This window comes from Marinobacter sp. B-21, from assembly GCF_056857895.1.
In genome coordinates this window covers 98,793-117,798 of record NZ_JBSXNZ010000081.1, presented here as the reverse complement: position 1 = coordinate 117,798, position 19,006 = coordinate 98,793, and the positions used below count along the sequence as shown (strand labels likewise).

Below are 19,006 nucleotides of genomic sequence, written 5' to 3'. Positions count from 1 at the left end.
TTTACGCCGACGTTTTCCGGGCTTCCTTGATAACATCGTAGGCGTGGCTGATCTCCCGGGTGCGTTCTTCTGCCATTTCCCGCATGCTCTCGGGTAAACCCCGGCCGGCCAGTTTATCCGGATGGTTTTCGCTCATCAGTTTGCGGTAGGCTTTCTTGAGCTCCGCGTCACTGGCTGACGATGAAACCCCCAGGACCTTGTAGGCATCACTGATCTGATCGGCGGAAGATGGCTGGCCAGCTCCGGCCCGATTGGTATGGGCACCCCGTAGCATGGCTTCCAGCTGATCCACCTGGCTCTCGGGCAGTCCCAGGCCGCGGGCGATTCGCACCAGCATCTCATGTTCGGCCGGGTGTACCACGCCATCGGCGGCAACAGCTGAGACCTGAACCTGAAGAAACATCTGCAGGAACGCAGGTTGCCGGCCACTAGCCTGGAGGAACCGGTTCAGCTCTGCGTCCAGATCGAAATCCGGCTCCTTGCCCCGGTTGAAGGCGGCTTTGGCCGTGGCTTTCTGCTCTTCGTTCAGGCGGAAGCGTACGAACATGGCTTCCGCCATCTGGATTTCGTCGCGGGATATAATGCCGTCTGCCTTGCAGAGGGCACCCATGACGGCAAAGACGGACTCGACAAAGCCGGATTGGATACTCTGGAGCTTGCCGATCAGACGGCGCTTGAGGTGGTTGAAGAGAAAGGCACCGATTGCCGCACCCACCAGAAAACCCGGAAATTTGCCAAAGGCGTAACCGATCAGACCGCCAACGATGATTGCAAACAGCATTAAATTGTCCTTACCAGGGATGAACCAGCCTATAGAATATACGTGTTTTTCAGTCCGGCTTCATGAACAGGCTTTCATGGGGGCAAGGTTAAAAACAATTTGCGCTGGAAATTTCGATGCGTCGTTGATCCTGCTGAGTGCGATATCGCGCAGGACATTGGGAGATGGTTCTGGGGCTCAGTGTTGATAGAATCTACGCGCGGTCGTTTTCATTTTCAGACGAAGCCAAAAGTTATGACACAGGACCTGTTTGGCGAACTGTCGCCGGAGTTGATCAGGGAGCATCTGATGGAAGGTGCGGTGGTGCTTCGCCAGTTCGCCCTCGCAGACGCTGAATGGCTCCTGAACGACATTCAGCGAGTTACCACTCAGGCACCGTTTCGGCATATGAAAACCCCTGGCGGTCATGCCATGTCGGCCGCTATGAGTTGCTGCGGTGATCAGGGTTGGGTTACCGATACCCGGGGGTACCGCTACCAGTCCGAGGACCCGACTTCAGGCCAGCCCTGGCCGGCGATGCCGGAATCCTTCCGCAATCTTGCCGGGAAGGTCGCAGTCGCAGCTGGTTTCGAGGGCTTTGAGCCGGATGCCTGCCTGATCAACCGTTATGAGCCCGGGGCAAAAATGGGACTGCATCAGGATAAGGATGAGCAGGATTTCAGCCAGCCGATTGTATCGGTATCCCTGGGCTTACCCCAGGTATTTCAGTTTGGCGGGCTGAAACGTAACGAACGTCCTGTCAGGGTTCCGCTTGCCCATGGTGATGTGGTGGTCTGGGGTGGCCCGGCACGGCTGAGATATCACGGAGTATTGACGTTGAAGGCCGGGGATCACCCTCTGACCGGCGTCTGTCGATACAATCTGACGTTCCGCAAAGCCCGGTAACCGGTTACTGCAACCAGGCCACCAGCAATCCGGCGGCCAGGGACAGCACCATCGGTACGCCAACCAGAAGCCCGATCTGGCGATTGCCGATCAACCCCGCCATGGCGGATTTGACCAGGTTGTTGGTTGCCGCCGCAATGACGATACCAATGACGGCCGTGCTCATGGCGAGGCCGTTGTTGGACATGCGGGTCAGGGACAGGGTGATGGCGTCCACATCGGCCACCCCGGACGTTGCTGCAAGGACATAGATGCCCGTGTCGCCCAGCCAACTGCTCAGGAACTCGCCCAGCAGCAGGATGGCGGTCAGCAACATTCCGAATACCAGCGCCGAGGTGAGATCCAGTGGATTCTGGTTGAGGGGCGGCTGGCTGACCTGTAACTGTTTTTCGTTTTTTCGCCAGATAATCAACGCCGGGACGTAGAGCAAGATGGTCATCACGAGAACCGGCCAGATGAGCATCGGCAGCAGGCTCCGGTTGATCACCAGGCAATAAAACAGGATGCGGGGAAACATGGTGCCGCAGGCAATCAGGATTCCCGTTGCGAACTGGGCATTCAACTGAGGGGTTTTGGAGGCCTGACGCGCGAAGTGCAGGGTGAGGGCCGTGGATGAGCTCAGACCGGCGAACAGGCTGGTGAACAGAATGCCCTTTCGGGTGCCGGCCACCCGGATGGCGAAGTAGCCGACAAAGGAAATGGAGGCGATCATCACTACCATCCACCAGATCTCCCGAGGGTTGAGAACCCCGCCAGGGCCCAGCTTTTCATTGGGCAATAGAGGCAGCATCACCACGGAAATGAGCAGCAGCTTGAGCGCCGCATCCAGCTCGTGTTCCTTCAGCTTGTTGACCCAACCGTGAATCTCTTCCTTGTTATCCAGGATGATGGCAGTCACGACGGCTGCGGCGGTGGCAATCACCGGATCCACCGCAACCGCCACCGCGCCGAAGCAGAAGGTCAGCACCATGCCTACCATGCCGGTGATACTGAAATTGCGGATGTGCACAAGCCGTTCGCTGTAGGCCACGATTGCCATGGCCACCACGCTGACCAGCAGCACAGGAAACGCCCATTCGGTTATCTCCTGTGCCAGTACCGCGGAAACGCCACCGAGCAAACCGACCAGCGAAAAGGTGCGAATACCGGCAATCCGCTCGCCGGCTTTCTGCTCCCGGGCATCCCATCCCCGCTCCAGGCCAATAATCGCGCCCAGAAGAAGCGCGACCGCGAGGTTCAGGGTGGTCTGGTTTCCGGCCAGAAACCGGGAAGCAACATCATTCATGGGTGGGTGCAGTCTCCTGTTAATCATTGAATGTCCTGATGATAGCAGCAGAGGCACGCAGTCGTTAGGCGTCTAAGAAGATACCGCTAGCGACCTTACTTTCCTGTAAGGGGGCTGATAAGCTTCGCGGCCTTTGAATTCGTAGCAAACCGGAACCCCGAAATTATGGTGAATTCCTTAAAGGCCAACTGGCTTTCGAATACCCGCGGCGATGTCCTTGCCGGCATTGTGGTTGCCCTGGCGCTGATCCCGGAGGCAATTGCCTTTTCCATCATCGCCGGAGTCGACCCCAAGGTCGGGCTTTACGCGTCCTTCTCCATCGCCGTGATTATTGCGTTCGTGGGCGGACGCCCCGGTATGATCTCGGCAGCCACCGGGGCCATGGCCTTGCTGATGGTCACGCTGGTGAAAGACCATGGCCTTGAATACCTTCTGGCGGCGACGCTGCTGACCGGTATTATCCAGATTGCCGCCGGTTACCTGAAGCTTGGCGGCCTGATGCGGTTTGTCTCACGCTCGGTGGTCACGGGCTTTGTGAACGCACTGGCGATCCTTATTTTCATGGCCCAGTTGCCCGAGCTGACCAATGTGACCTGGCACGTGTACGCCATGACGGCAGCCGGCCTCGGCATCATTTACCTGTTCCCGCTGTTGCCCCGGGTTGGCAGGATCCTGCCTTCACCTCTGGTGTGTATCGTTGTTCTCACGGCTGTGGCGATGTACCTCAACCTGGGTATCCGCACGGTAGGCGACATGGGCGAGCTGCCTGATACCCTGCCGGTTTTCCTGTGGCCGGATGTGCCTCTGAATTTCGAAACCCTGATGATTATCCTGCCTTATTCGGTGGGGCTGGCTGTTGTTGGGCTGCTGGAATCCATGATGACCGCAACCATCGTCGACGATCTGACCGACACCACCAGCGATCGAAACCGTGAGTGCAAGGGCCAGGGTATTGCCAACATCGGCTCCGGCCTGCTCGGCGGCATGGCCGGTTGCGCGATGATCGGGCAGTCCATCATCAACATCAAATCCGGTGGTCGTACGCGCCTGTCGACACTGACCGCCGGCGTGTTCCTGCTGGTAATGGTGCTGGTGCTGGACAAGTGGCTGGTTCAGATCCCCATGGCAGCGCTGGTCGCCGTGATGATCATGGTCTCGATTGGTACCTTTAGCTGGGGCTCTGTCAAGAACCTCAGGGAACACCCGCTGTCAACCAACATCGTCATGGTTGTTACCGTTATCGTGGTGGTGGCCACCCATAACCTGGCGTTCGGTGTGCTGGCGGGCGTGCTGCTGGCGGCCCTGTTCTTTGCCAACAAGGTGGGGCACTACATGCTGGTTACCTCAGAGCTGGATGAGGCCACGGATACCCGCACCTACCGGGTAGTGGGCCAGGTGTTCTTCAGTTCCTCGGAAAAATTCATGGAATCCTTTGATTTCAGGGAAGCAGTCGATAACGTGGTCATAGACCTGAGCCGGGCGCATTTCTGGGATATAACCGCGGTAGGCGCGCTGGACAAGGCGGTGATCAAGTTCCGCCGTGAAGGTTCGGAAGTTGAGGTTATCGGGCTGAATGAGGCCAGTGCCACGATTGTCGACCGCTTCGGCGTGCACGACAAACCCGAAGCCGTTGATCAGTTGATGGGGCACTGACATGACACAGACCCGGGAATCCAACAGCGATCACAGCCAGAATAGCAATTACAGGGATCACGAAGGCGAGGTTGAGATGTTACGAGTAGTTGCCTGCATTGACGGCTCCCACGCCGCCCCGGCCGTATGCGATTACGCCGCCTGGGCCAGTAAACACATGGAAAGCCCCATGATGCTCCTGCACGTGCTTGACGAAGAGCGTTATCCGGCCGAGCCGGACCTCGCCGGAAGCATCGGCCTGGGCAGTCGAGAGCAGTTAATGGAGGATTTGGCGGAACTTGACCGCAAGCGCGCGAAACTGGCCCTGGAACACGGGCACCACATGCTGGATGAGGCGGAGAAACGGGTGCGTGACGCGGGCATCACCGACGTTGTGCAGCGCCAGCGCCATGGCGACCTCACCGAGTCCCTGCTGGCACTGGAAAACCAGACCCGCCTGCTGGTCATGGGGTTGCACGGTGAAACCAGTTCGGAGCGCGATACCCACATTGGCAGCCAGTTGGAAACGGTGATCCGCAGCATGCATCGTCCGATTCTCCTGGTGCCGGATGAGTTCACCCGGCCCCGCAGTGCCATGCTGGCCTTTGACGGCAGCGCAACGGCGTTCAAAGGTGTGGAGCTTCTGGCCGGTAGCCCGGTGCTCAAGGGTATGCCCCTGCATCTGGTGATGATTGGCGCGGATACCAGTGACCGCCGGGAGCAGCTCAGGAAGGCGGAGAAAATGCTGGCGGGCCTGGAATCCGGGATCACTCTGGCGATCCGCGCCGGCGATGTTGAACCCGCGTTACACGCCTATCAGGAAGAACACGATATCGACATCCTGGTCATGGGGGCCTACGGCCACTCCCGTATCCGGCAGTTCCTGGTGGGCAGCACAACCACCACCATGCTCAAGACCGCCAGAAAACCGCTGGTGGTCCTTCGTTAGTTCCCGGGAGTGGGTCTTCTCAGGCGGTTGTCCGGGAAGACTCCCCGAACCGCTTGACCTGCGAAACAAAGTCGCTGAAACGGGTTCCCTGAATCAGCACATGCTCTTTCAGGGCTCGCTCGGCCTCCTGCTCCTTTCCATTTTTGATCGCTTCGAAAATTTCCCGATGCTCGGCAATGGAGTTGGAAACCCGGTTACGTGCCTGTAATTGAAGGCGGCGATAGGGCTTCAGTCTCTGTTTAAGCTGTCTTGCTTCAGTCGCCAGGAAGTGGTTGTGGCTGGCCGTGTAAATGCAGTTGTGGAACTCTTCATTTTCGTAGTAATAATCGTCCGGGTCAGCCATGACATCGGGATCCTCGCAGCGCTGCAACGCTGCCCGCAGGGACTCAAGCTCGGATGACTGAATTCTTCTGGCTGCCAGTCTGCCGCACATTCCCTCCAGTTCCGCCATTACCTCGAACATCTCAATCAACTGATCAAAGCCTACCCTGGCGACGAAGGTGCCTTTTTTGGGTTTCACGATGACCAGGCCACTTACGACAAGCTGCTGGACCGCCTCACGAATAGGGGTTCTCGAGACGCCGTACTGCGTGGCGAGGGCATCGTGGTCAAGCTTTTCGCCGGGTAACAGTCGACCGTTGATGATGTCTTCCTCGAGCGCGTCTTTCAGTTTCTGGGTATTCGAGCGTTTCATTTTTATCCCTGCTCGGGGTGAAAACAGGATTGATCATACTTTGGTCAATTGGTGTTGACAGAAGTATATATCAAGCCTAATGATATATACATCAGAATGCTCTGATTGATATTACAACAACAATTTCTGGAGAGAAAACGATGAAGATGCCCTTCGCTAAACTGGCCATGGCGGCCTCCCTGTCGGTATTTTTTTCTGGTATTGCCCTGGCTGATACCGTTTTGCGTGTTTCCCACCAGTTCCCGGGCGGTAAAGGAGACGTCAGGGACGAAATGGTCCAACTGATGGCCCGTGAAGTGGCCGCGGCCGACGTTGGTCTGGAGCTTCAGGTGTATCCGGGCCAGTCCCTGTTTAAGGCCAAGGAGCAGTGGGGAGCCCTGGTTCGAGGCCGGGTCGACATGACTTCCCTGCCGCTGGACTATGCCAGTGGCCGTCATCCCGAGTTCTCCGCCACGCTGATGCCCGGCCTGGTTCGCAGCCACGAGCGTGCCCGGCGCCTGAACGATTCCGAATTCATGGACATGATCAAAAAAGTGATCAACGATGCGGGCGCCCGGGTGCTTGCGGATGCCTGGCTGGCGGGTGGCTTTGCCTCCAACAAGCAATGCATCACGTCGCCGGATACGGTGCAGGGCCAGACACTCCGTGCCGCCGGCCCGGCCTTTGATGAAATGCTGGCGACGGCCGGCGCGTCCATTGCCTCCATGCCGTCGTCCGAGATCTATACCGCCATGCAGACCGGCGTGCTTGACGGCGCCAACACTTCTTCGGGCTCTTTTGTCTCCTACCGTATCTACGAGCAGGTTACCTGCCTGACCGCGCCGGGAGAGAACGCGCTCTGGTTCATGTATGAGCCGGTGCTGATCTCCGAGCGCAGCTGGAACAGCCTGAACGCGGAGCAACAGGCGGCACTGACCGCGGCCGGCCAGAATGCGGAAGAGTATTTCGCCAAAGAAGCCGCTGGTCTTGACCAGAAGATGGTCGATGTGTTCTCCGAAAACGGCGTTGAAGTGGTCAAGATGACGCCGGAAAACTATCAGGCTTGGCTGGATATTGCCAAGAAGAGTTCCTACAAAACCTTCGCGGAGAACGTTCCGAACGGACAGGCACTGATTGACGCTGCGCTGGCGGTCGAGTAGCACCTTCGGTACCGAGTTCTCTGGCTAGCTACCCCGCCCTGGCTTCCGGCCGGCGGGGTAAGCACAACTTTTCCGGGGTTTGAGCTATGTCCCAATCTTCCAGTTATCGGCGAGCCTCGGAGCGAGGTGTGTTTGGCGGCTATATTCGCGGCATGGATGCGGTGTCAGTGGCTGCCGCCATTGTAGCGGGTGTCCTGCTCGCCCTTGGCGTGCTGTCTGTCGTTCATATGGTGTTTGTCCGTTACGTGATGGGTGAGAGCACCGTCTGGCAAACGGAGTTCACCACCTTTGCGATCACGGCCTCCATGCTGCTGGGCACCCCCTACGTGCTGAAAACCGGCGGCCACGTGGCAGTGACGGTGTTACCCGATGCTCTGCGGGGCTTCCCCAGGCGCCTGATGCGTTTGTCGGCCTCCCTGGTTGGCCTGGCCTTCTGCCTGGCCCTGACTTACGGCTCCTGGTACTACTTCTACGAAGCTTATGCGTTTGACTGGACCACGGGTACAGTCTGGAATCCGCCGTTGTGGCCGGCCATCCTGCCGGTGGCACTGGGTGCCTCCCTGCTGTCGCTGCAATATCTGGCTGAAATTCTTCGAGCGGAGCTGTAGCTATGGATCCGGTAACGAGCGGTATTCTTGTCGTTGTGGTTTTGCTGGTACTGATGGCTATTGGTACTCCGATCGCCTTTGCCCTCGGCGCCGTTTCACTGGGAGCCCTGATCCTTGATCGTGGCGTCGGAGAGCTGATCTATTTTGGTGAAACCTTTTTTGGCAGTGTGGCGTCTTTCGGCTTCGTTGCCATCCCCATGTTTATCCTGATGGGCGCTGCGGTGGCCTCCTCGCCAACCGGGCGTGATCTGTATCGATCCCTCGATCTGTGGATGGGTAGGCTGCCGGGCGGCCTGGCCATTTCCAACATTGCCGCCTGTTCGATTTTTGCGGCGCTGTCTGGTTCGTCACCGGCGACCAGTGCCGCCATCGGCAAGCTCGGTATCCCCGAGATGCGCAAGCGGGGCTATCCGGATGGGGTCGCCGCCGGCTGTATCGCGGCCGGTGGCACCCTGGGCATTCTGATTCCGCCTTCCGTCACCATGATTGTCTATGGCATCTCCACCGAAACCTCCATTGGCCGCCTGTTCATTGCCGGCGCGATTCCGGGGCTGATGCTGGCGGTGCTGTTCATGGTCTGGACACTGATCGCCTGCAAGCTTGCGGGCGGTTACAACAGTCCGAATCCGGTGGCCGAGGCGGCGGCTCAGGTCAAGGAGAACGTCGAAGGCAACATCAAGGCACTGGTGCGCGTGCTGCCGTTCCTGTTGGTGGTCATGGGTATCCTGTTTGCGCTCTACGGCGGGGTGGCGACACCCTCCGAAGCAGCTGGGGTCGGCGCCTTCCTGTGTCTGGTACTGGCGATTGTGGTGTACCGCATGTGGCAGGTCAAACCGGTGGGCATCATCATGCGTGACGCCTTGCGTGAGAGCGTGATGATCATGCTGATCATTGCCACCGCCGAAATCTTTGCCTTTGCGCTTTCCTCGCTCTTCATTACCCAGACCGTGGCCGGAGCCATTGCCGATCTCGAGGTGAATCGCTGGGTACTGATGGGCGTGATTAACCTCTTTCTGCTTGTGGCTGGTTTCTTCCTGCCGCCGGTTGCGGTCATCGTGATGGCGGCGCCGATCCTTCTGCCGATCATTGTGGCGGCGGATTTCGACCCCTACTGGTTTGCGGTCATTCTGACCATTAACCTGGAAATCGGCCTGATCACGCCGCCGGTCGGTCTCAATCTTTTCATCATAAAAGGCATTGCTCCAGACATAGCGCTCCGGGACATCCTGCTGGGAAGCCTGCCCTATGCCCTGTGCATGATTCTGGGCATCGTGCTGCTGAGTTTCTTCCCGCAGATTGCCCTGTGGCTGCCGGATCTGATTATGGGCGCGGGCTCCTGACGTAAGATAAGGGTTATCACTATGAACATGAGTTTTTTGCAAGAGCTGTTCAGCGGCATTACCCGGCGTGACGCGCTGCAGCGCAGATTCGGCACCAGGAAGACCAATTACGACCACACGGATCTGGAGGCAGCCTGTCATGAGTTGCTGTACAGTGACGGCGAGGCGGCCAGCATTGTTATGGCCAGTCGCGCACTGGATATATATCAGTCCCTGGGTGACGACGATAAGCGCGCGTTCTTCCGGGCGCTGGGCAGTAACTTCGCAGCTGATCCGGACAAGATCGATGAAGCCTACCGGATTTATAGGGGCGACCGGTCCAACAAGCACCTGGCGGGGCTGTTCGAAGTCTGTGAGCCACTGCGCCAGGAATTGTTCCGGCGGCTCAACCTGGCCCAGGGCGCAACCTATGAGCTGGTGAAAATGCGCCAGGATTTCCTGGCGCTGATGAAAGGCCACAAGGATTTCGAGCCGATCAACGCTGATTTTGAGCACCTCTTCGGCTCCTGGTTCAACCGGGGCTTTTTGATGCTGCGCCGCATTGACTGGGCTACGCCGGCGTCCATCCTGGAGAAGATCATACGTTATGAGGCGGTACACAAGATTCAGGGCTGGGACGACCTGCGTCGCCGGCTGGATAACCGGGACCGACGCTGCTTTGCCTTCTTTCACCCGGCCATTGGTGATGAGCCACTGATTTTTGTGGAGGTGGCCCTGACCAAGGGGATTCCCGACAAGATCCAGCCCATCCTGGCGCACGACCGTTACGATATTGACGCTCCTGAGCTGGCCGATTCCGCCGCTTTCTTTGGTATCAGCAACTGTCAGGTCGGGCTCCGGGGCATTTCCTTCGGTAATTTTCTGATCAAACAGGTGGTTCAGGAGCTTAAGCAGGAACTGCCCAATCTGAAGAACTTTGTGACCCTGTCGCCGTTACCCATGTTCCGCAACTGGCTGGAGCAGATCTCTCACCCGGATTCCGGCCAGCTGATACCGGAGGCGCGGAGTGTGCTCGGCCACCTGGATAATCCGGAGTGGGCCAGGCATCCGGAACTGGCGGAGCGCCTGAACGAGGTCATCCGGCCGCTGGCGGCCCGCTACCTCTTGAAGGAAAAGAGCGGTGACAACCTGCCGCTGAATCCGGTGGCACGTTTTCACCTGGGCAATGGCGCCGAACTGCACCGCATTAACTGGCTGGGCGATGTCTCGGAAAACGGAATGAAACAGTCGGCCGGCCTGATGGTTAACTACCTGTATGTCCTCGAAAACATCGAGCGCAACCACGAAAAATTCACCACCAATGGTGAGATCGTCTGTTCCCCTAGCGTGCGCGAACTGAGCAAGCTGGGCCGGAAACTGCTCCAGGGAGAACCCGAGAAATGAACCACAACCTATTCGATACCTTTGCCACCAGGATGCAGGCCCGGGGCACGGCGAATTTTATCACCACGCCCGAAGGCAGTACCTATTCGTACGCCGATGCGCTGGCTAAGACGGAGCGCATTGCCGGTGCTCTGAAACACCTCGGTGTTAAACCGGGCGACCGGGTTGCCGTGCAGGTTGATAAGAGCCCCGAGGCGATTCTGTTATACCTCGCCACCCTGCGTATGGGAGGAGTGTATCTGCCACTCAACACCGGTTACACCGCCGACGAAATCGGCTATTTCCTTGGTGATGCGGAGCCCGCGCTTTTTGTGTGTCAGCCGGCAGCGCTCGAGGCGGCAGAGGCTATTGCCGCGCAGACTCAATGCCCCTGTGTCCAGACCCTGGGTACCAACGCGGATGGCTCACTGATGGAGGTGGTGTCAGAAGCGGAAGCCTTCACGGGTATCGAGCCGCAGAGTGAGGACGACCTGGCAGCGATTCTTTATACCTCGGGCACGACCGGCCGCTCCAAGGGCGCGATGCTGACCCATAAAAACCTGGGTTCGAACTGTAAGAGCCTGGCCGAGGCCTGGCGTTTCACCGAAAAAGACCGCCTGATCCACGCCTTACCCATTTTCCATACCCACGGTTTATTCGTTGCCTGCAACGTGATTCTGATTACCGGGGCCAGCCTGTATTTCATGCCCAGGTTCGATGTGGACACGATCATCGCTGCCATGCCGGAAGGCACATCGCTCATGGGGGTGCCGACCTTCTACACCAGACTGCTTCAGGATGACCGCCTGACGCCGGAACTGACGGCAAACATGCGGTTGTTCACCTCAGGGTCAGCCCCGCTCACCGCGGAAACCCATCAGCAGTTCAAGCAACGGACCGGGCATGCCATTCTCGAACGCTACGGCATGACCGAAACCAACATGAACACCTCCAATCCCTATGACGGTGACCGCATTGCCGGCACTGTGGGTATGCCGCTGCCGGGTGTTGAAATCCGTATTACCAACCCGGAAACCAAGGACCATACGCCGCTGCCCCAGGGTGAGATCGGCATGCTGGAAGTGCGTGGCCCGAACGTATTCAAAGGCTACTGGCGCATGCCGGAGAAGACCAGGGCCGAGTTGCTTGAGGATGGATTCTTTATTACCGGCGACCTGGCCCTGATCGACGAACGTGGCTATGTGCAGATTGTCGGGCGTGACAAGGATCTGGTGATATCCGGCGGCTTCAACGTTTACCCGAAAGAAGTCGAGCAGGTGATCGATGCCATGCCGGAGGTGATGGAGTCGGCTGTTATCGGTGTGCCGCACCCGGATTTCGGCGAGGGCGTAACGGCGGTTGTGGTTCTGCTGCCGGGGCAGAAGCTGGAAGAGGCGGATGTCATCAAGGCGCTTGCTGGCCATCTGGCCAAATTCAAACAGCCCAAGCGCGTCTTCTTTGTCGATGCCTTGCCCCGAAACACCATGGGTAAGGTTCAGAAGAAGCAGCTCCGGGATCAATTCAAAGACATCTATCAGGACGCTTGACAGGCTCGGCGCTGGAGAAGCACCCATGACCAGAAGTTTTCGTATCGGCCAGATCGTACCCAGTTCCAACACCACCATGGAGACCGAGATACCGGCAATGCTTCGGGCCCGTGAGGCAGTGGAACCGGAGCGCTTTACCTTTCACTCCAGCCGTATGCGTATGAAAAAGGTAACCAGGGAAGAGCTGGCAGCCATGGATGATGAGTCGGATCGCTGCGCGCTTGAGCTGTCCGATGCCGCCGTGGACGTGATGGGTTACGCCTGCCTGGTAGCCATCATGAGCCGCGGGGCAGGGTACCACCGTGAATCTCAGGCGCGCCTGCACGGAGTCACTGTAAAAAACGGTCACCCGACGCCGATTGTCAGCAGTGCCGGTGCTCTCACCGAAGGCCTGGATATTCTCGGGGCCAGGCGTGTTGCGATCATCACGCCCTATATGAAACCCCTGACCCGGATGGTCATTGACTACATCGAGGCGGAGGGCATTCAGGTGGTGGACAGCATTGCCCTGGAAATTCCAGACAACCTGGAAGTCGGTCGGCGCGATCCGCTGGCGCTGACGGAAATCGTGAAGCGCCTCGACATCAGCAAGGCCGATGCCGTTGTTCTTTCCGCGTGCGTACAGATGCCTTCGCTGGCCTCGATTCAGCAGGTTGAGGATTCACTGGGGTTACCGGTGGTGTCCGCAGCCACCTGCACCACCTATCAGATCCTGAAGGAGCTGAAACTCAAACCCCTGGTGCCTGACGCCGGCAGGCTTCTGAACGGCAGCTACACCTGACCACGGACCCCGGGGAACCGGGGCAGGTCATCCGTGATCTGCCACCAGTCAGCCTTGGAGTCGGTGAACGCGTGCGATGACAGTATCGTCGCCAGGGTGCCGTCAAGGAGCCCTGCGCGCACACGCAGTTTATTGGGAAGGCCGGCTCTCCGACTGAAAACCGGGGAACCACACCGGCGACAGAAGACCCGCTCCTTGCCTGGTGAAGACTCGTAACTCGACAGACTGTCCTCTCCGGTGAGCAGACGGAACTGACTGGCCGCTACCGGAATATTAGTGGCGAACGCCGTACCCTGGGCCCTGCGGCACTGGCTGCAATGGCAGATTTCGATAGAGGCCAGCTCGCCATCAATCTCGAATGTGATCTCGCCGCAAAGGCAATGTCCTGTTGTCTTCATAGCTCTCCCTCAGTTCCGTCAGACTTGTTCGGCCCATGCCAGATGGCTCCCGATTCAGTATTTGTATCAGCTAACCGGGCACAGGTATCAAGGTATTTGTCGCGGTGTGGATGCTGATCCGGTGGACCCACTGATGATTTCCCTAAAACGGTCTGATCAACGTACAACCAAAACAGAAAAGGAACGTATACATGCAGTGCTGGCATGCAGTCCTGTAACTGATGGTAGGTCAGCTATAAGTATTTCTATAAATTATAAGGAACCTTAAAGTGACAATAAGCAATTCGTTAAGAAACCTCACTGTCGGTAAAAAACTGACTCTCAGCTTTGCCATCCTTCTGGTATTTCTGGTCATCGTATCCGGGGTCAGTTTGTTTTCGCTCGATGACTATAATCATCGGGTTTCAATTGTAAAGCACGCTAACGCGGCAGAGATTGCACTGCTGGAAGCAGAAAGAGACCAAAAGAATTTCAAGGTTGAACGGGATCCACGATACATCGGGCACGCCATCGGGTACGTTGATGAGGCAAAAAGCGCTCTGACGCCTCTGATCGAAATGAACGAGGGCGAAGACCGGCAGCGGGCAGAACAAATTTTTGACGATGTACGGACCTATGAGGAACTGCTGAAAAGGTATGAGGCTGGTATCGACGGGCCGCCTGAAACCCTCAAGTCCATTGAGGAGCAACTGCTTGCCGTCGCAACCCGCACGATTGGCCTGACAGAGGACCTGAAAAAACTCGAGCAAACACAGATGCAAGAGCGATACGACCTCACGGTTGCGGAAATTATTATAGTGACAGTGATTGCCCTTCTCTCGACCCTCATCCTTGCGTGGATACTGACAAAGTCAATTACGGCGCCAATCAACGAAGTGGTCAAAATAGCCAACAAGGTTGCCTCAGGCGACCTCACTGTGGATGTCCGAAGCCAGCGCGGTGATGAATTTGGCCAGCTGCTCGCTGCGTTTGGAGCCATGATAACCAATCTCAGAGAGCTGATTCGCGAAATTGATACCGGGGCCTCCAGCATCGCCTCATCATCGGAACAGCTGTCTACCGTAACGAATCAGACCAGTAAGGGCGTAGCGGAACAACAGTCACAGACCGATCAGGTCGCCACCGCCATGAATGAGATGGTCGCAACCGTCAATGATGTTGCCAAAAGCGCCGAGGCCGCCTTTGAGGCGGCCAAAGACGCCAGTGAGAAATCCGGCAATGGTGAGATGGCGGTCAGGGAAACCCTGGAGTTTGTCGCGGATCTGAACAAACAAAGCGCCAATGTGATGGAACTGCTCAACGGCCTGCAAATGGAAACCAACAACATTGGCACAGTGCTGGACGTGATCAAGTCGGTTGCCGAACAGACCAACCTGCTGGCACTCAACGCCGCCATAGAAGCGGCTCGGGCCGGAGAACAGGGGCGGGGATTTGCCGTGGTGGCTGACGAAGTGCGGTCCTTGGCTCAGCGAACCCAGAGCTCCGCAACCGAAATAGAAACCCTGGTCAGCAATCTGGTTAACAGTGCTGAAACATCGGTTGCCAGCATGGAGACCGGCACAAAGCTTGCGGAGCAGACGCTAGAACGGGCGCAATTGGCCGGTACGGCGATTCAGGAAATGGCGAATGGAGTTGAACAAATCCGCCAGTACAACAGCCAGATTGCGACCGCTGCTGAAGAACAAAGCGTTGTGGCGGAGGATATCAATCAGAATATCACGCTGATCCGCGATGTATGTGATCAGTCTGCCGCGTCCACCGAACAGGTCTCCGCTGCGAGTGAAGAGCTGGCGCGCCTTGCTGAAGGGCTCAGCACACAAGTGGCCCGTTTCAGAGTTTGATGCACAGGCCGACTAATGGAGAAGGGCCGGATCACATGGCCTGCCATTCCCGACCAGATTTCAGGCATCGTTCCCCGCCGCAACACCGGACGCCCAGGCCCACTGGAAATTGTGGCCGCCCAGATGGCCGGTGACATCCACCACCTCGCCGATGAAATACAGGCTTGGCCGCTCCAGAACCGCCATGGTTTTGGAGGAAAGCTGGCGGGTGTCCACACCTCCGAGAGTGACTTCCGCGGTCCGGTAGCCTTCGGTGCCGGCGGGTTTGATGGACCACCGATTCAGAATATCCGCTACCTGTTCGATATCGCCGTTCTTGTAACCCTGCAAGGGGCCGGTCCAGCCCTGCAATTCCTTGAAGGCCTGGGCAAACCGTTTGGGCAGGTGCTGGGCCAGGTAGTGGCCAACCGTGGCTTGTGGCCGGGTTTTGCGCAGGTTGAACAGATCGTCACTAATCTGGCAGGCCGGCAGAAGGTTAATGGCCAGGCTGTCGCCGGGCTCCCAGAAACTGGAGATCTCCAGCATCGCCGGGCCGCTGAGCCCGCGATGGGTTACCAGCATGGGTTCCCGGAAATGCTGGTCGTGGCATTGCACATCGACAGGGCAACTGACACCCGACAAAGGCGCGAGCTGTTCTTTCAGCTCCGGCTGCAGGGTAAAGGGCACCAGGCCTGCGCGGGTGGGCAGTATTTCCAGGCCGAACTGCTCCGCCACCCGGTAACCAAACGCTGTGGCGCCCATGGTGGGAATCGACAATCCGCCGGTGGCGATCACAAGCGATTCGCAGGTGATCTCCCCGGATCCGATGCGCAGACGGTAGCCTGCGTCGGTTTCGGTAATGCGGTCGACCGCTGTCTTCATTCTCACTTCCGCCCCTGCCCACTCGCATTCGGTCAGCAGCATACTGAGGATGTCCTTGGCGCTGTCCTTGCAAAACAGCTGGCCGGGTGCTTTTTCCTCATGCTCAATGCCATGGCGGTCCACCAGTTCCAGAAAATCCTGCGGCGTATAGCGCTTGAGCGCGGAAATGCAGTAGTGAGGGTTGTCCGACAGGAAGTTGGCGGGCGTGCTGTTCAGGTTGGTGAAGTTGCAGCGCCCGCCGCCGGACATCAGGATTTTCTTGCCCGGCTTGTTGGCGTGGTCCAGCACCAGCACACGGCGATCCCGGTATCCCGCGGTGGCGGCACACATCAGACCTGCGGCGCCGGCGCCGATGATGATTACGTCGTACTGTGATGTGGAACCTGCCGCCATACTGCCCGCCAATCGAAGGAAAGGGCGGGCAGTATACCAGTCTCAAGGCAGGTGGACGGAGCCTTCCAAATAGAAGGCCGCCTGGCCGGCGATGTCTACGCGGTCGCCTTTCAGCTCGCAGCGCAGCACACCGCCCCGGGCTGAAACCTGACGGGCCTCGAGCCGATTCTTTCCGAGTTTTTCAGCCCAGTAGGGCACCAGCACGCTGTGGATGGAGCCTGTGACTGGGTCTTCATCAATGCCTGCTCCGGGGGCAAAGTAACGGCTGACGAAATCGCAGTCTGTGCCTGGCGCGGTGATAATCAGACCCTGATTGCCCAGCTGTTTCAGTTTCCGGATATCCGGTTGGGCAGCCTGAACCGCGGTTTCATCGTCCAGAACCACCATGTAATTGGTGTCGTTCGGAACATAAAACGCGGTTTCCGGTGCGCTTTCCAGAGCTTCCCGAATCAATGCCGGCGTTGGCTGTTTCTCGAAGGCCAGATTCGGGAAATCCAGCACCAGCCAGCCATCGTTGGCTTTCTTCACGGAGAGAGGGCCGCTCTTGGAGCGAAAACGGATCTGTTCCCGATCCCAGCCGAGCTTGTTGAAAATAACCCAGCCACTGGCCAGGGTGGCGTGGCCACACAGAGGTACCTCAATGCCCGGGGTAAACCAGCGGATGTGGAAATCGGCCTCATCCTCTTCCGGCAGGCGCACGAAAAAGGCGGTTTCAGAGAGGTTGTTCTCCATTGCAAGCGAGAGCATGACGTTATCGGATAACCATTGCTCCAGCGGCATGACCGCCGCCGGGTTGCCACCGAAAATCTCACTGGTAAAGGCATCGACCTGATAGATGGGATACGTCATGGCGTGTTCTCCTGATGATGTTGTTAAGACTGAGCAGAAAGGGCTTTCTGATTCTGTTCTCATTGTAGGGAATGAAATGACTGCCATAACAGATTCAGATAATCTGTTTTTGAACCGGTACAGAGTGGGTTTGACGATATCTGTCCCGGTCATATTGGAAGCTATCTGTACTGCACAGATAAGCTCCGGGTCTGGTGCAATAGATCAGTGACTTCCGATGGGCCCGTAGACGAGGGACTGGTAATGGGCATTCTCTACAATCAGGTAGCGGATCAGCTTCAGGTGCTGATTCATGAAGGTGTGTACCGGGACGGCGACCGGCTTCCGGGCGTGCGTGTGCTCAGCCGACAGTTTGGGGTGAGCATTTCGACCATCCTGCAGGCACACCAGACCCTGGAGGCTCGGGGCTTTCTGCAGGCCCGGGAGCGTAGTGGCTACTTCGTGCGCCTGCCGGCGGTGGATGCACCCGAGCCGGTGATGCGCCGGCACCGGAGCCGCCCGGTACCTGTCAGTGCCCGTGAGATGACCCTGGATCTGTGTGCTGACGAGCAGAAGCGCATGGTGCCTCTGGCTACCGCCATTCCCCACCCGGATTACCTGCCACTCCGGCAGATCCAGCAGAGCACCCTCTGGGCTGCGCGCAGAGGACTGGAAACCCTGGATTACGCCTTTCCCGGGAAGGAATCGTTTCGGCGGCAGATCGCCCAGCGAATGGCGACACTCGGGGTGCCGGTAACACCGGATGATGTCCTGGCCACCAATGGTGCCCAGGAGGCCATTATTCTGGCGCTCCGGGCGGTTACCCAGCCTGGCGATATCGTTGCGGTGGAGTCCCCATCGTTTCCGGGCATTCTTCAGGCCCTTGAGGTTGTCGGGCTGAAGGTTATTGAAATTCCCACGCATCCCTCCGAGGGGTTGAGTCTTGAAGGATTACAGCTGGCTCTGGAGCAATGGCCCCTGAAGGCTTGCGTAGTGGTGACCAATCACAGCAACCCCATGGGCGCGAGGATGTCGGACGAGCGCAAGAAGCAGTTAGTCTCCATGCTGGCGGCTGCCGCAGTGCCGCTGATCGAGGACGATATCTACGGGGATCTACACCACTCCGGGGACCGGCCTCGACCAGCCAAGGCGTTTGATCGAACCGACAATGTGATTTACTGCAGCTCCTTTTCGAAAACCATTTCGCCCGGCCTGCGCCTTGGCTGGATGGTGCCCGGGCGCTACATGGCCAGTGCCCGGCAGCACAAGTATTTTGTGAACCTTGCTACGTCCTCCATTCCCCAGATGGCAGTGGCGCATTTTCTGGAGCAGGGCGGCTATGATCGTTATCTGCGATCAGCACGACAGCACTATCGTGAGTGTACCGAGCGGATGCGGACGGCAGTGGCAAGGGCTTTTCCAGAGGGTACAGCCGTGAGTCGTCCCCAGGGTGGATTTGTGCTCTGGGTTCAGTTGCCGGATGGTGTTTCCGGAGCGGAGGTCTACCAGCGAGCCAGGGCCGAAAATATCAACGTTGCGCCGGGGCTGATGTTTTCCACCGCCAACAAATACGAGAATTGCCTGCGGCTGAACAGCGCCAACCCCTGGAGTGGGCGTATTGAGCAGGCGGTTGGCAGGCTTGGTGTGCTGGCTCACGATGTGCTGACCGCGGCGCGGTAGGA

At 58.0% G+C, this 19,006-nt stretch carries 17 protein-coding genes; 11 read left to right on the top strand and 6 right to left on the bottom strand.

Translation table 11 applies throughout. The features are described from left to right. Position 1: 1 nt before the first annotated feature. Positions 2-781, bottom strand: a complete 780-nt coding sequence (gene djlA, locus AC13C0_RS13915; RefSeq protein WP_117619957.1) for a co-chaperone DjlA — start codon at positions 779-781, stop codon at positions 2-4. Positions 782-1,015: 234 nt separating this feature from the next. Here djlA and alkB point away from each other — a divergent pair, with 234 nt between their 5' ends. Then, complete coding sequence (alkB, locus tag AC13C0_RS13910; RefSeq protein WP_482954582.1) at positions 1,016-1,666, top strand: DNA oxidative demethylase AlkB; 651 nt, start codon at positions 1,016-1,018, stop codon at positions 1,664-1,666. 4 nt (positions 1,667-1,670) lie between these two features. Here alkB and AC13C0_RS13905 read toward each other — a convergent pair whose 3' ends face one another. Continuing rightward, positions 1,671-2,951, bottom strand: coding sequence for an MgtC/SapB family protein (locus AC13C0_RS13905; RefSeq protein ID WP_341581531.1), 1,281 nt, complete (start codon positions 2,949-2,951; stop codon positions 1,671-1,673). A gap of 165 nt (positions 2,952-3,116) precedes the next feature. Between AC13C0_RS13905 and AC13C0_RS13900 the strand changes: the two genes are divergently transcribed. Both AC13C0_RS13900 and AC13C0_RS13895 read left to right on the top strand, forming a co-directional pair. After that, positions 3,117-4,604 carry a SulP family inorganic anion transporter gene (locus tag AC13C0_RS13900; protein ID WP_482954581.1) on the top strand — a complete coding sequence of 496 codons (1,488 nt, stop codon included), beginning with the start codon at positions 3,117-3,119 and terminating at the stop codon, positions 4,602-4,604. A gap of 76 nt (positions 4,605-4,680) precedes the next feature. Beyond that, positions 4,681-5,532 (top strand): universal stress protein, encoded by an 852-nt coding sequence (locus AC13C0_RS13895; RefSeq protein WP_227539570.1) that lies wholly within the window; start codon positions 4,681-4,683, stop codon positions 5,530-5,532. A gap of 19 nt (positions 5,533-5,551) precedes the next feature. On the opposite strand, the gene AC13C0_RS13890 is transcribed toward AC13C0_RS13895, so the two are convergent. Beyond that, positions 5,552-6,226: a GntR family transcriptional regulator gene (locus AC13C0_RS13890; protein WP_117619962.1), complete on the bottom strand. Its 675-nt coding sequence runs from the start codon at positions 6,224-6,226 to the stop codon at positions 5,552-5,554. 140 nt (positions 6,227-6,366) lie between these two features. On the opposite strand from AC13C0_RS13890, the gene AC13C0_RS13885 reads away from it, so the two are divergent. From AC13C0_RS13885 to AC13C0_RS13860, 6 genes are all read left to right on the top strand, one after another. Then, the gene (locus AC13C0_RS13885) at positions 6,367-7,365 is read left to right on the top strand and encodes a TRAP transporter substrate-binding protein (RefSeq protein WP_227539356.1); all 999 of its coding nucleotides are present in this window, start codon (positions 6,367-6,369) and stop codon (positions 7,363-7,365) included. Positions 7,366-7,451: 86 nt separating this feature from the next. Next, on the top strand, positions 7,452-7,973 hold the full coding sequence (locus AC13C0_RS13880) for a TRAP transporter small permease subunit (protein WP_162893777.1): 522 nt from the start codon (positions 7,452-7,454) through the stop codon (positions 7,971-7,973). Positions 7,974-7,975: 2 nt separating this feature from the next. Next, on the top strand, positions 7,976-9,313 hold the full coding sequence (locus tag AC13C0_RS13875) for a TRAP transporter large permease (protein ID WP_117619963.1): 1,338 nt from the start codon (positions 7,976-7,978) through the stop codon (positions 9,311-9,313). A 21-nt stretch (positions 9,314-9,334) separates the two neighbouring features. Then, entirely contained in the window at positions 9,335-10,696 is a 1,362-nt protein-coding gene (locus AC13C0_RS13870; RefSeq protein WP_482954580.1) for a malonyl-CoA decarboxylase, read from the top strand. Beyond that, the gene (locus tag AC13C0_RS13865; protein ID WP_117619965.1) at positions 10,693-12,222 is read left to right on the top strand and encodes a malonate--CoA ligase; all 1,530 of its coding nucleotides are present in this window, start codon (positions 10,693-10,695) and stop codon (positions 12,220-12,222) included. Before AC13C0_RS13870 ends, AC13C0_RS13865 begins: the two co-directional genes overlap by 4 nt. Before the next feature lie 25 nt (positions 12,223-12,247). Beyond that, complete coding sequence (locus AC13C0_RS13860; RefSeq protein WP_117619966.1) at positions 12,248-13,003, top strand: maleate cis-trans isomerase family protein; 756 nt, start codon at positions 12,248-12,250, stop codon at positions 13,001-13,003. Here the strand turns inward: AC13C0_RS13860 and AC13C0_RS13855 are convergent. Next, complete coding sequence (locus AC13C0_RS13855; RefSeq protein WP_117619967.1) at positions 12,994-13,401, bottom strand: GFA family protein; 408 nt, start codon at positions 13,399-13,401, stop codon at positions 12,994-12,996. The genes AC13C0_RS13860 and AC13C0_RS13855 overlap by 10 nt on opposite strands. A gap of 269 nt (positions 13,402-13,670) precedes the next feature. Here AC13C0_RS13855 and AC13C0_RS13850 point away from each other — a divergent pair, with 269 nt between their 5' ends. Continuing rightward, positions 13,671-15,242, top strand: a complete 1,572-nt coding sequence (locus AC13C0_RS13850; protein ID WP_482954579.1) for a methyl-accepting chemotaxis protein — start codon at positions 13,671-13,673, stop codon at positions 15,240-15,242. A 60-nt stretch (positions 15,243-15,302) separates the two neighbouring features. Here the strand turns inward: AC13C0_RS13850 and AC13C0_RS13845 are convergent, their stop codons facing one another. Together AC13C0_RS13845 and AC13C0_RS13840 are read right to left on the bottom strand one after the other, a co-directional pair. Further along, entirely contained in the window at positions 15,303-16,496 is a 1,194-nt protein-coding gene (locus AC13C0_RS13845; protein ID WP_482954578.1) for a BaiN/RdsA family NAD(P)/FAD-dependent oxidoreductase, read from the bottom strand. Positions 16,497-16,538: 42 nt separating this feature from the next. Then, positions 16,539-17,345 carry a PhzF family phenazine biosynthesis protein gene (locus AC13C0_RS13840; RefSeq protein WP_117619971.1) on the bottom strand — a complete coding sequence of 269 codons (807 nt, stop codon included), beginning with the start codon at positions 17,343-17,345 and terminating at the stop codon, positions 16,539-16,541. Between the two features lie 243 nt (positions 17,346-17,588). Here AC13C0_RS13840 and AC13C0_RS13835 point away from each other — a divergent pair, with 243 nt between their 5' ends. After that, the gene (locus AC13C0_RS13835) at positions 17,589-19,004 is read left to right on the top strand and encodes an aminotransferase-like domain-containing protein (RefSeq protein WP_482954577.1); all 1,416 of its coding nucleotides are present in this window, start codon (positions 17,589-17,591) and stop codon (positions 19,002-19,004) included. The last annotated feature ends 2 nt before the right edge of the window (positions 19,005-19,006 follow it).

Excerpts from the sequence above, each read along its gene's own strand:
- AC13C0_RS13870 (WP_482954580.1), top strand. The coding sequence starts at position 9,335 with ATGAACATGAGTTTTTTGCAAGAGCTGTTCAGCGGCATTACCCGGCGT.
- AC13C0_RS13905 (WP_341581531.1), bottom strand. The coding sequence starts at position 2,951 with ATGAATGATGTTGCTTCCCGGTTTCTGGCCGGAAACCAGACCACCCTG.
- AC13C0_RS13835 (WP_482954577.1), top strand. The coding sequence starts at position 17,589 with ATGGGCATTCTCTACAATCAGGTAGCGGATCAGCTTCAGGTGCTGATT.
- AC13C0_RS13855 (WP_117619967.1), bottom strand. The coding sequence starts at position 13,401 with ATGAAGACAACAGGACATTGCCTTTGCGGCGAGATCACATTCGAGATT.
- AC13C0_RS13880 (WP_162893777.1), top strand. The coding sequence starts at position 7,452 with ATGTCCCAATCTTCCAGTTATCGGCGAGCCTCGGAGCGAGGTGTGTTT.
- AC13C0_RS13900 (WP_482954581.1), top strand. The coding sequence starts at position 3,117 with ATGGTGAATTCCTTAAAGGCCAACTGGCTTTCGAATACCCGCGGCGAT.
- AC13C0_RS13890 (WP_117619962.1), bottom strand. The coding sequence starts at position 6,226 with ATGAAACGCTCGAATACCCAGAAACTGAAAGACGCGCTCGAGGAAGAC.
- AC13C0_RS13840 (WP_117619971.1), bottom strand. The coding sequence starts at position 17,345 with ATGACGTATCCCATCTATCAGGTCGATGCCTTTACCAGTGAGATTTTC.
- AC13C0_RS13865 (WP_117619965.1), top strand. The coding sequence starts at position 10,693 with ATGAACCACAACCTATTCGATACCTTTGCCACCAGGATGCAGGCCCGG.
- AC13C0_RS13875 (WP_117619963.1), top strand. The coding sequence starts at position 7,976 with ATGGATCCGGTAACGAGCGGTATTCTTGTCGTTGTGGTTTTGCTGGTA.
- AC13C0_RS13845 (WP_482954578.1), bottom strand. The coding sequence starts at position 16,496 with ATGGCGGCAGGTTCCACATCACAGTACGACGTAATCATCATCGGCGCC.
- AC13C0_RS13885 (WP_227539356.1), top strand. The coding sequence starts at position 6,367 with ATGAAGATGCCCTTCGCTAAACTGGCCATGGCGGCCTCCCTGTCGGTA.
- djlA (WP_117619957.1), bottom strand. The coding sequence starts at position 781 with ATGCTGTTTGCAATCATCGTTGGCGGTCTGATCGGTTACGCCTTTGGC.
- AC13C0_RS13895 (WP_227539570.1), top strand. The coding sequence starts at position 4,681 with ATGTTACGAGTAGTTGCCTGCATTGACGGCTCCCACGCCGCCCCGGCC.
- AC13C0_RS13860 (WP_117619966.1), top strand. The coding sequence starts at position 12,248 with ATGACCAGAAGTTTTCGTATCGGCCAGATCGTACCCAGTTCCAACACC.
- alkB (WP_482954582.1), top strand. The coding sequence starts at position 1,016 with ATGACACAGGACCTGTTTGGCGAACTGTCGCCGGAGTTGATCAGGGAG.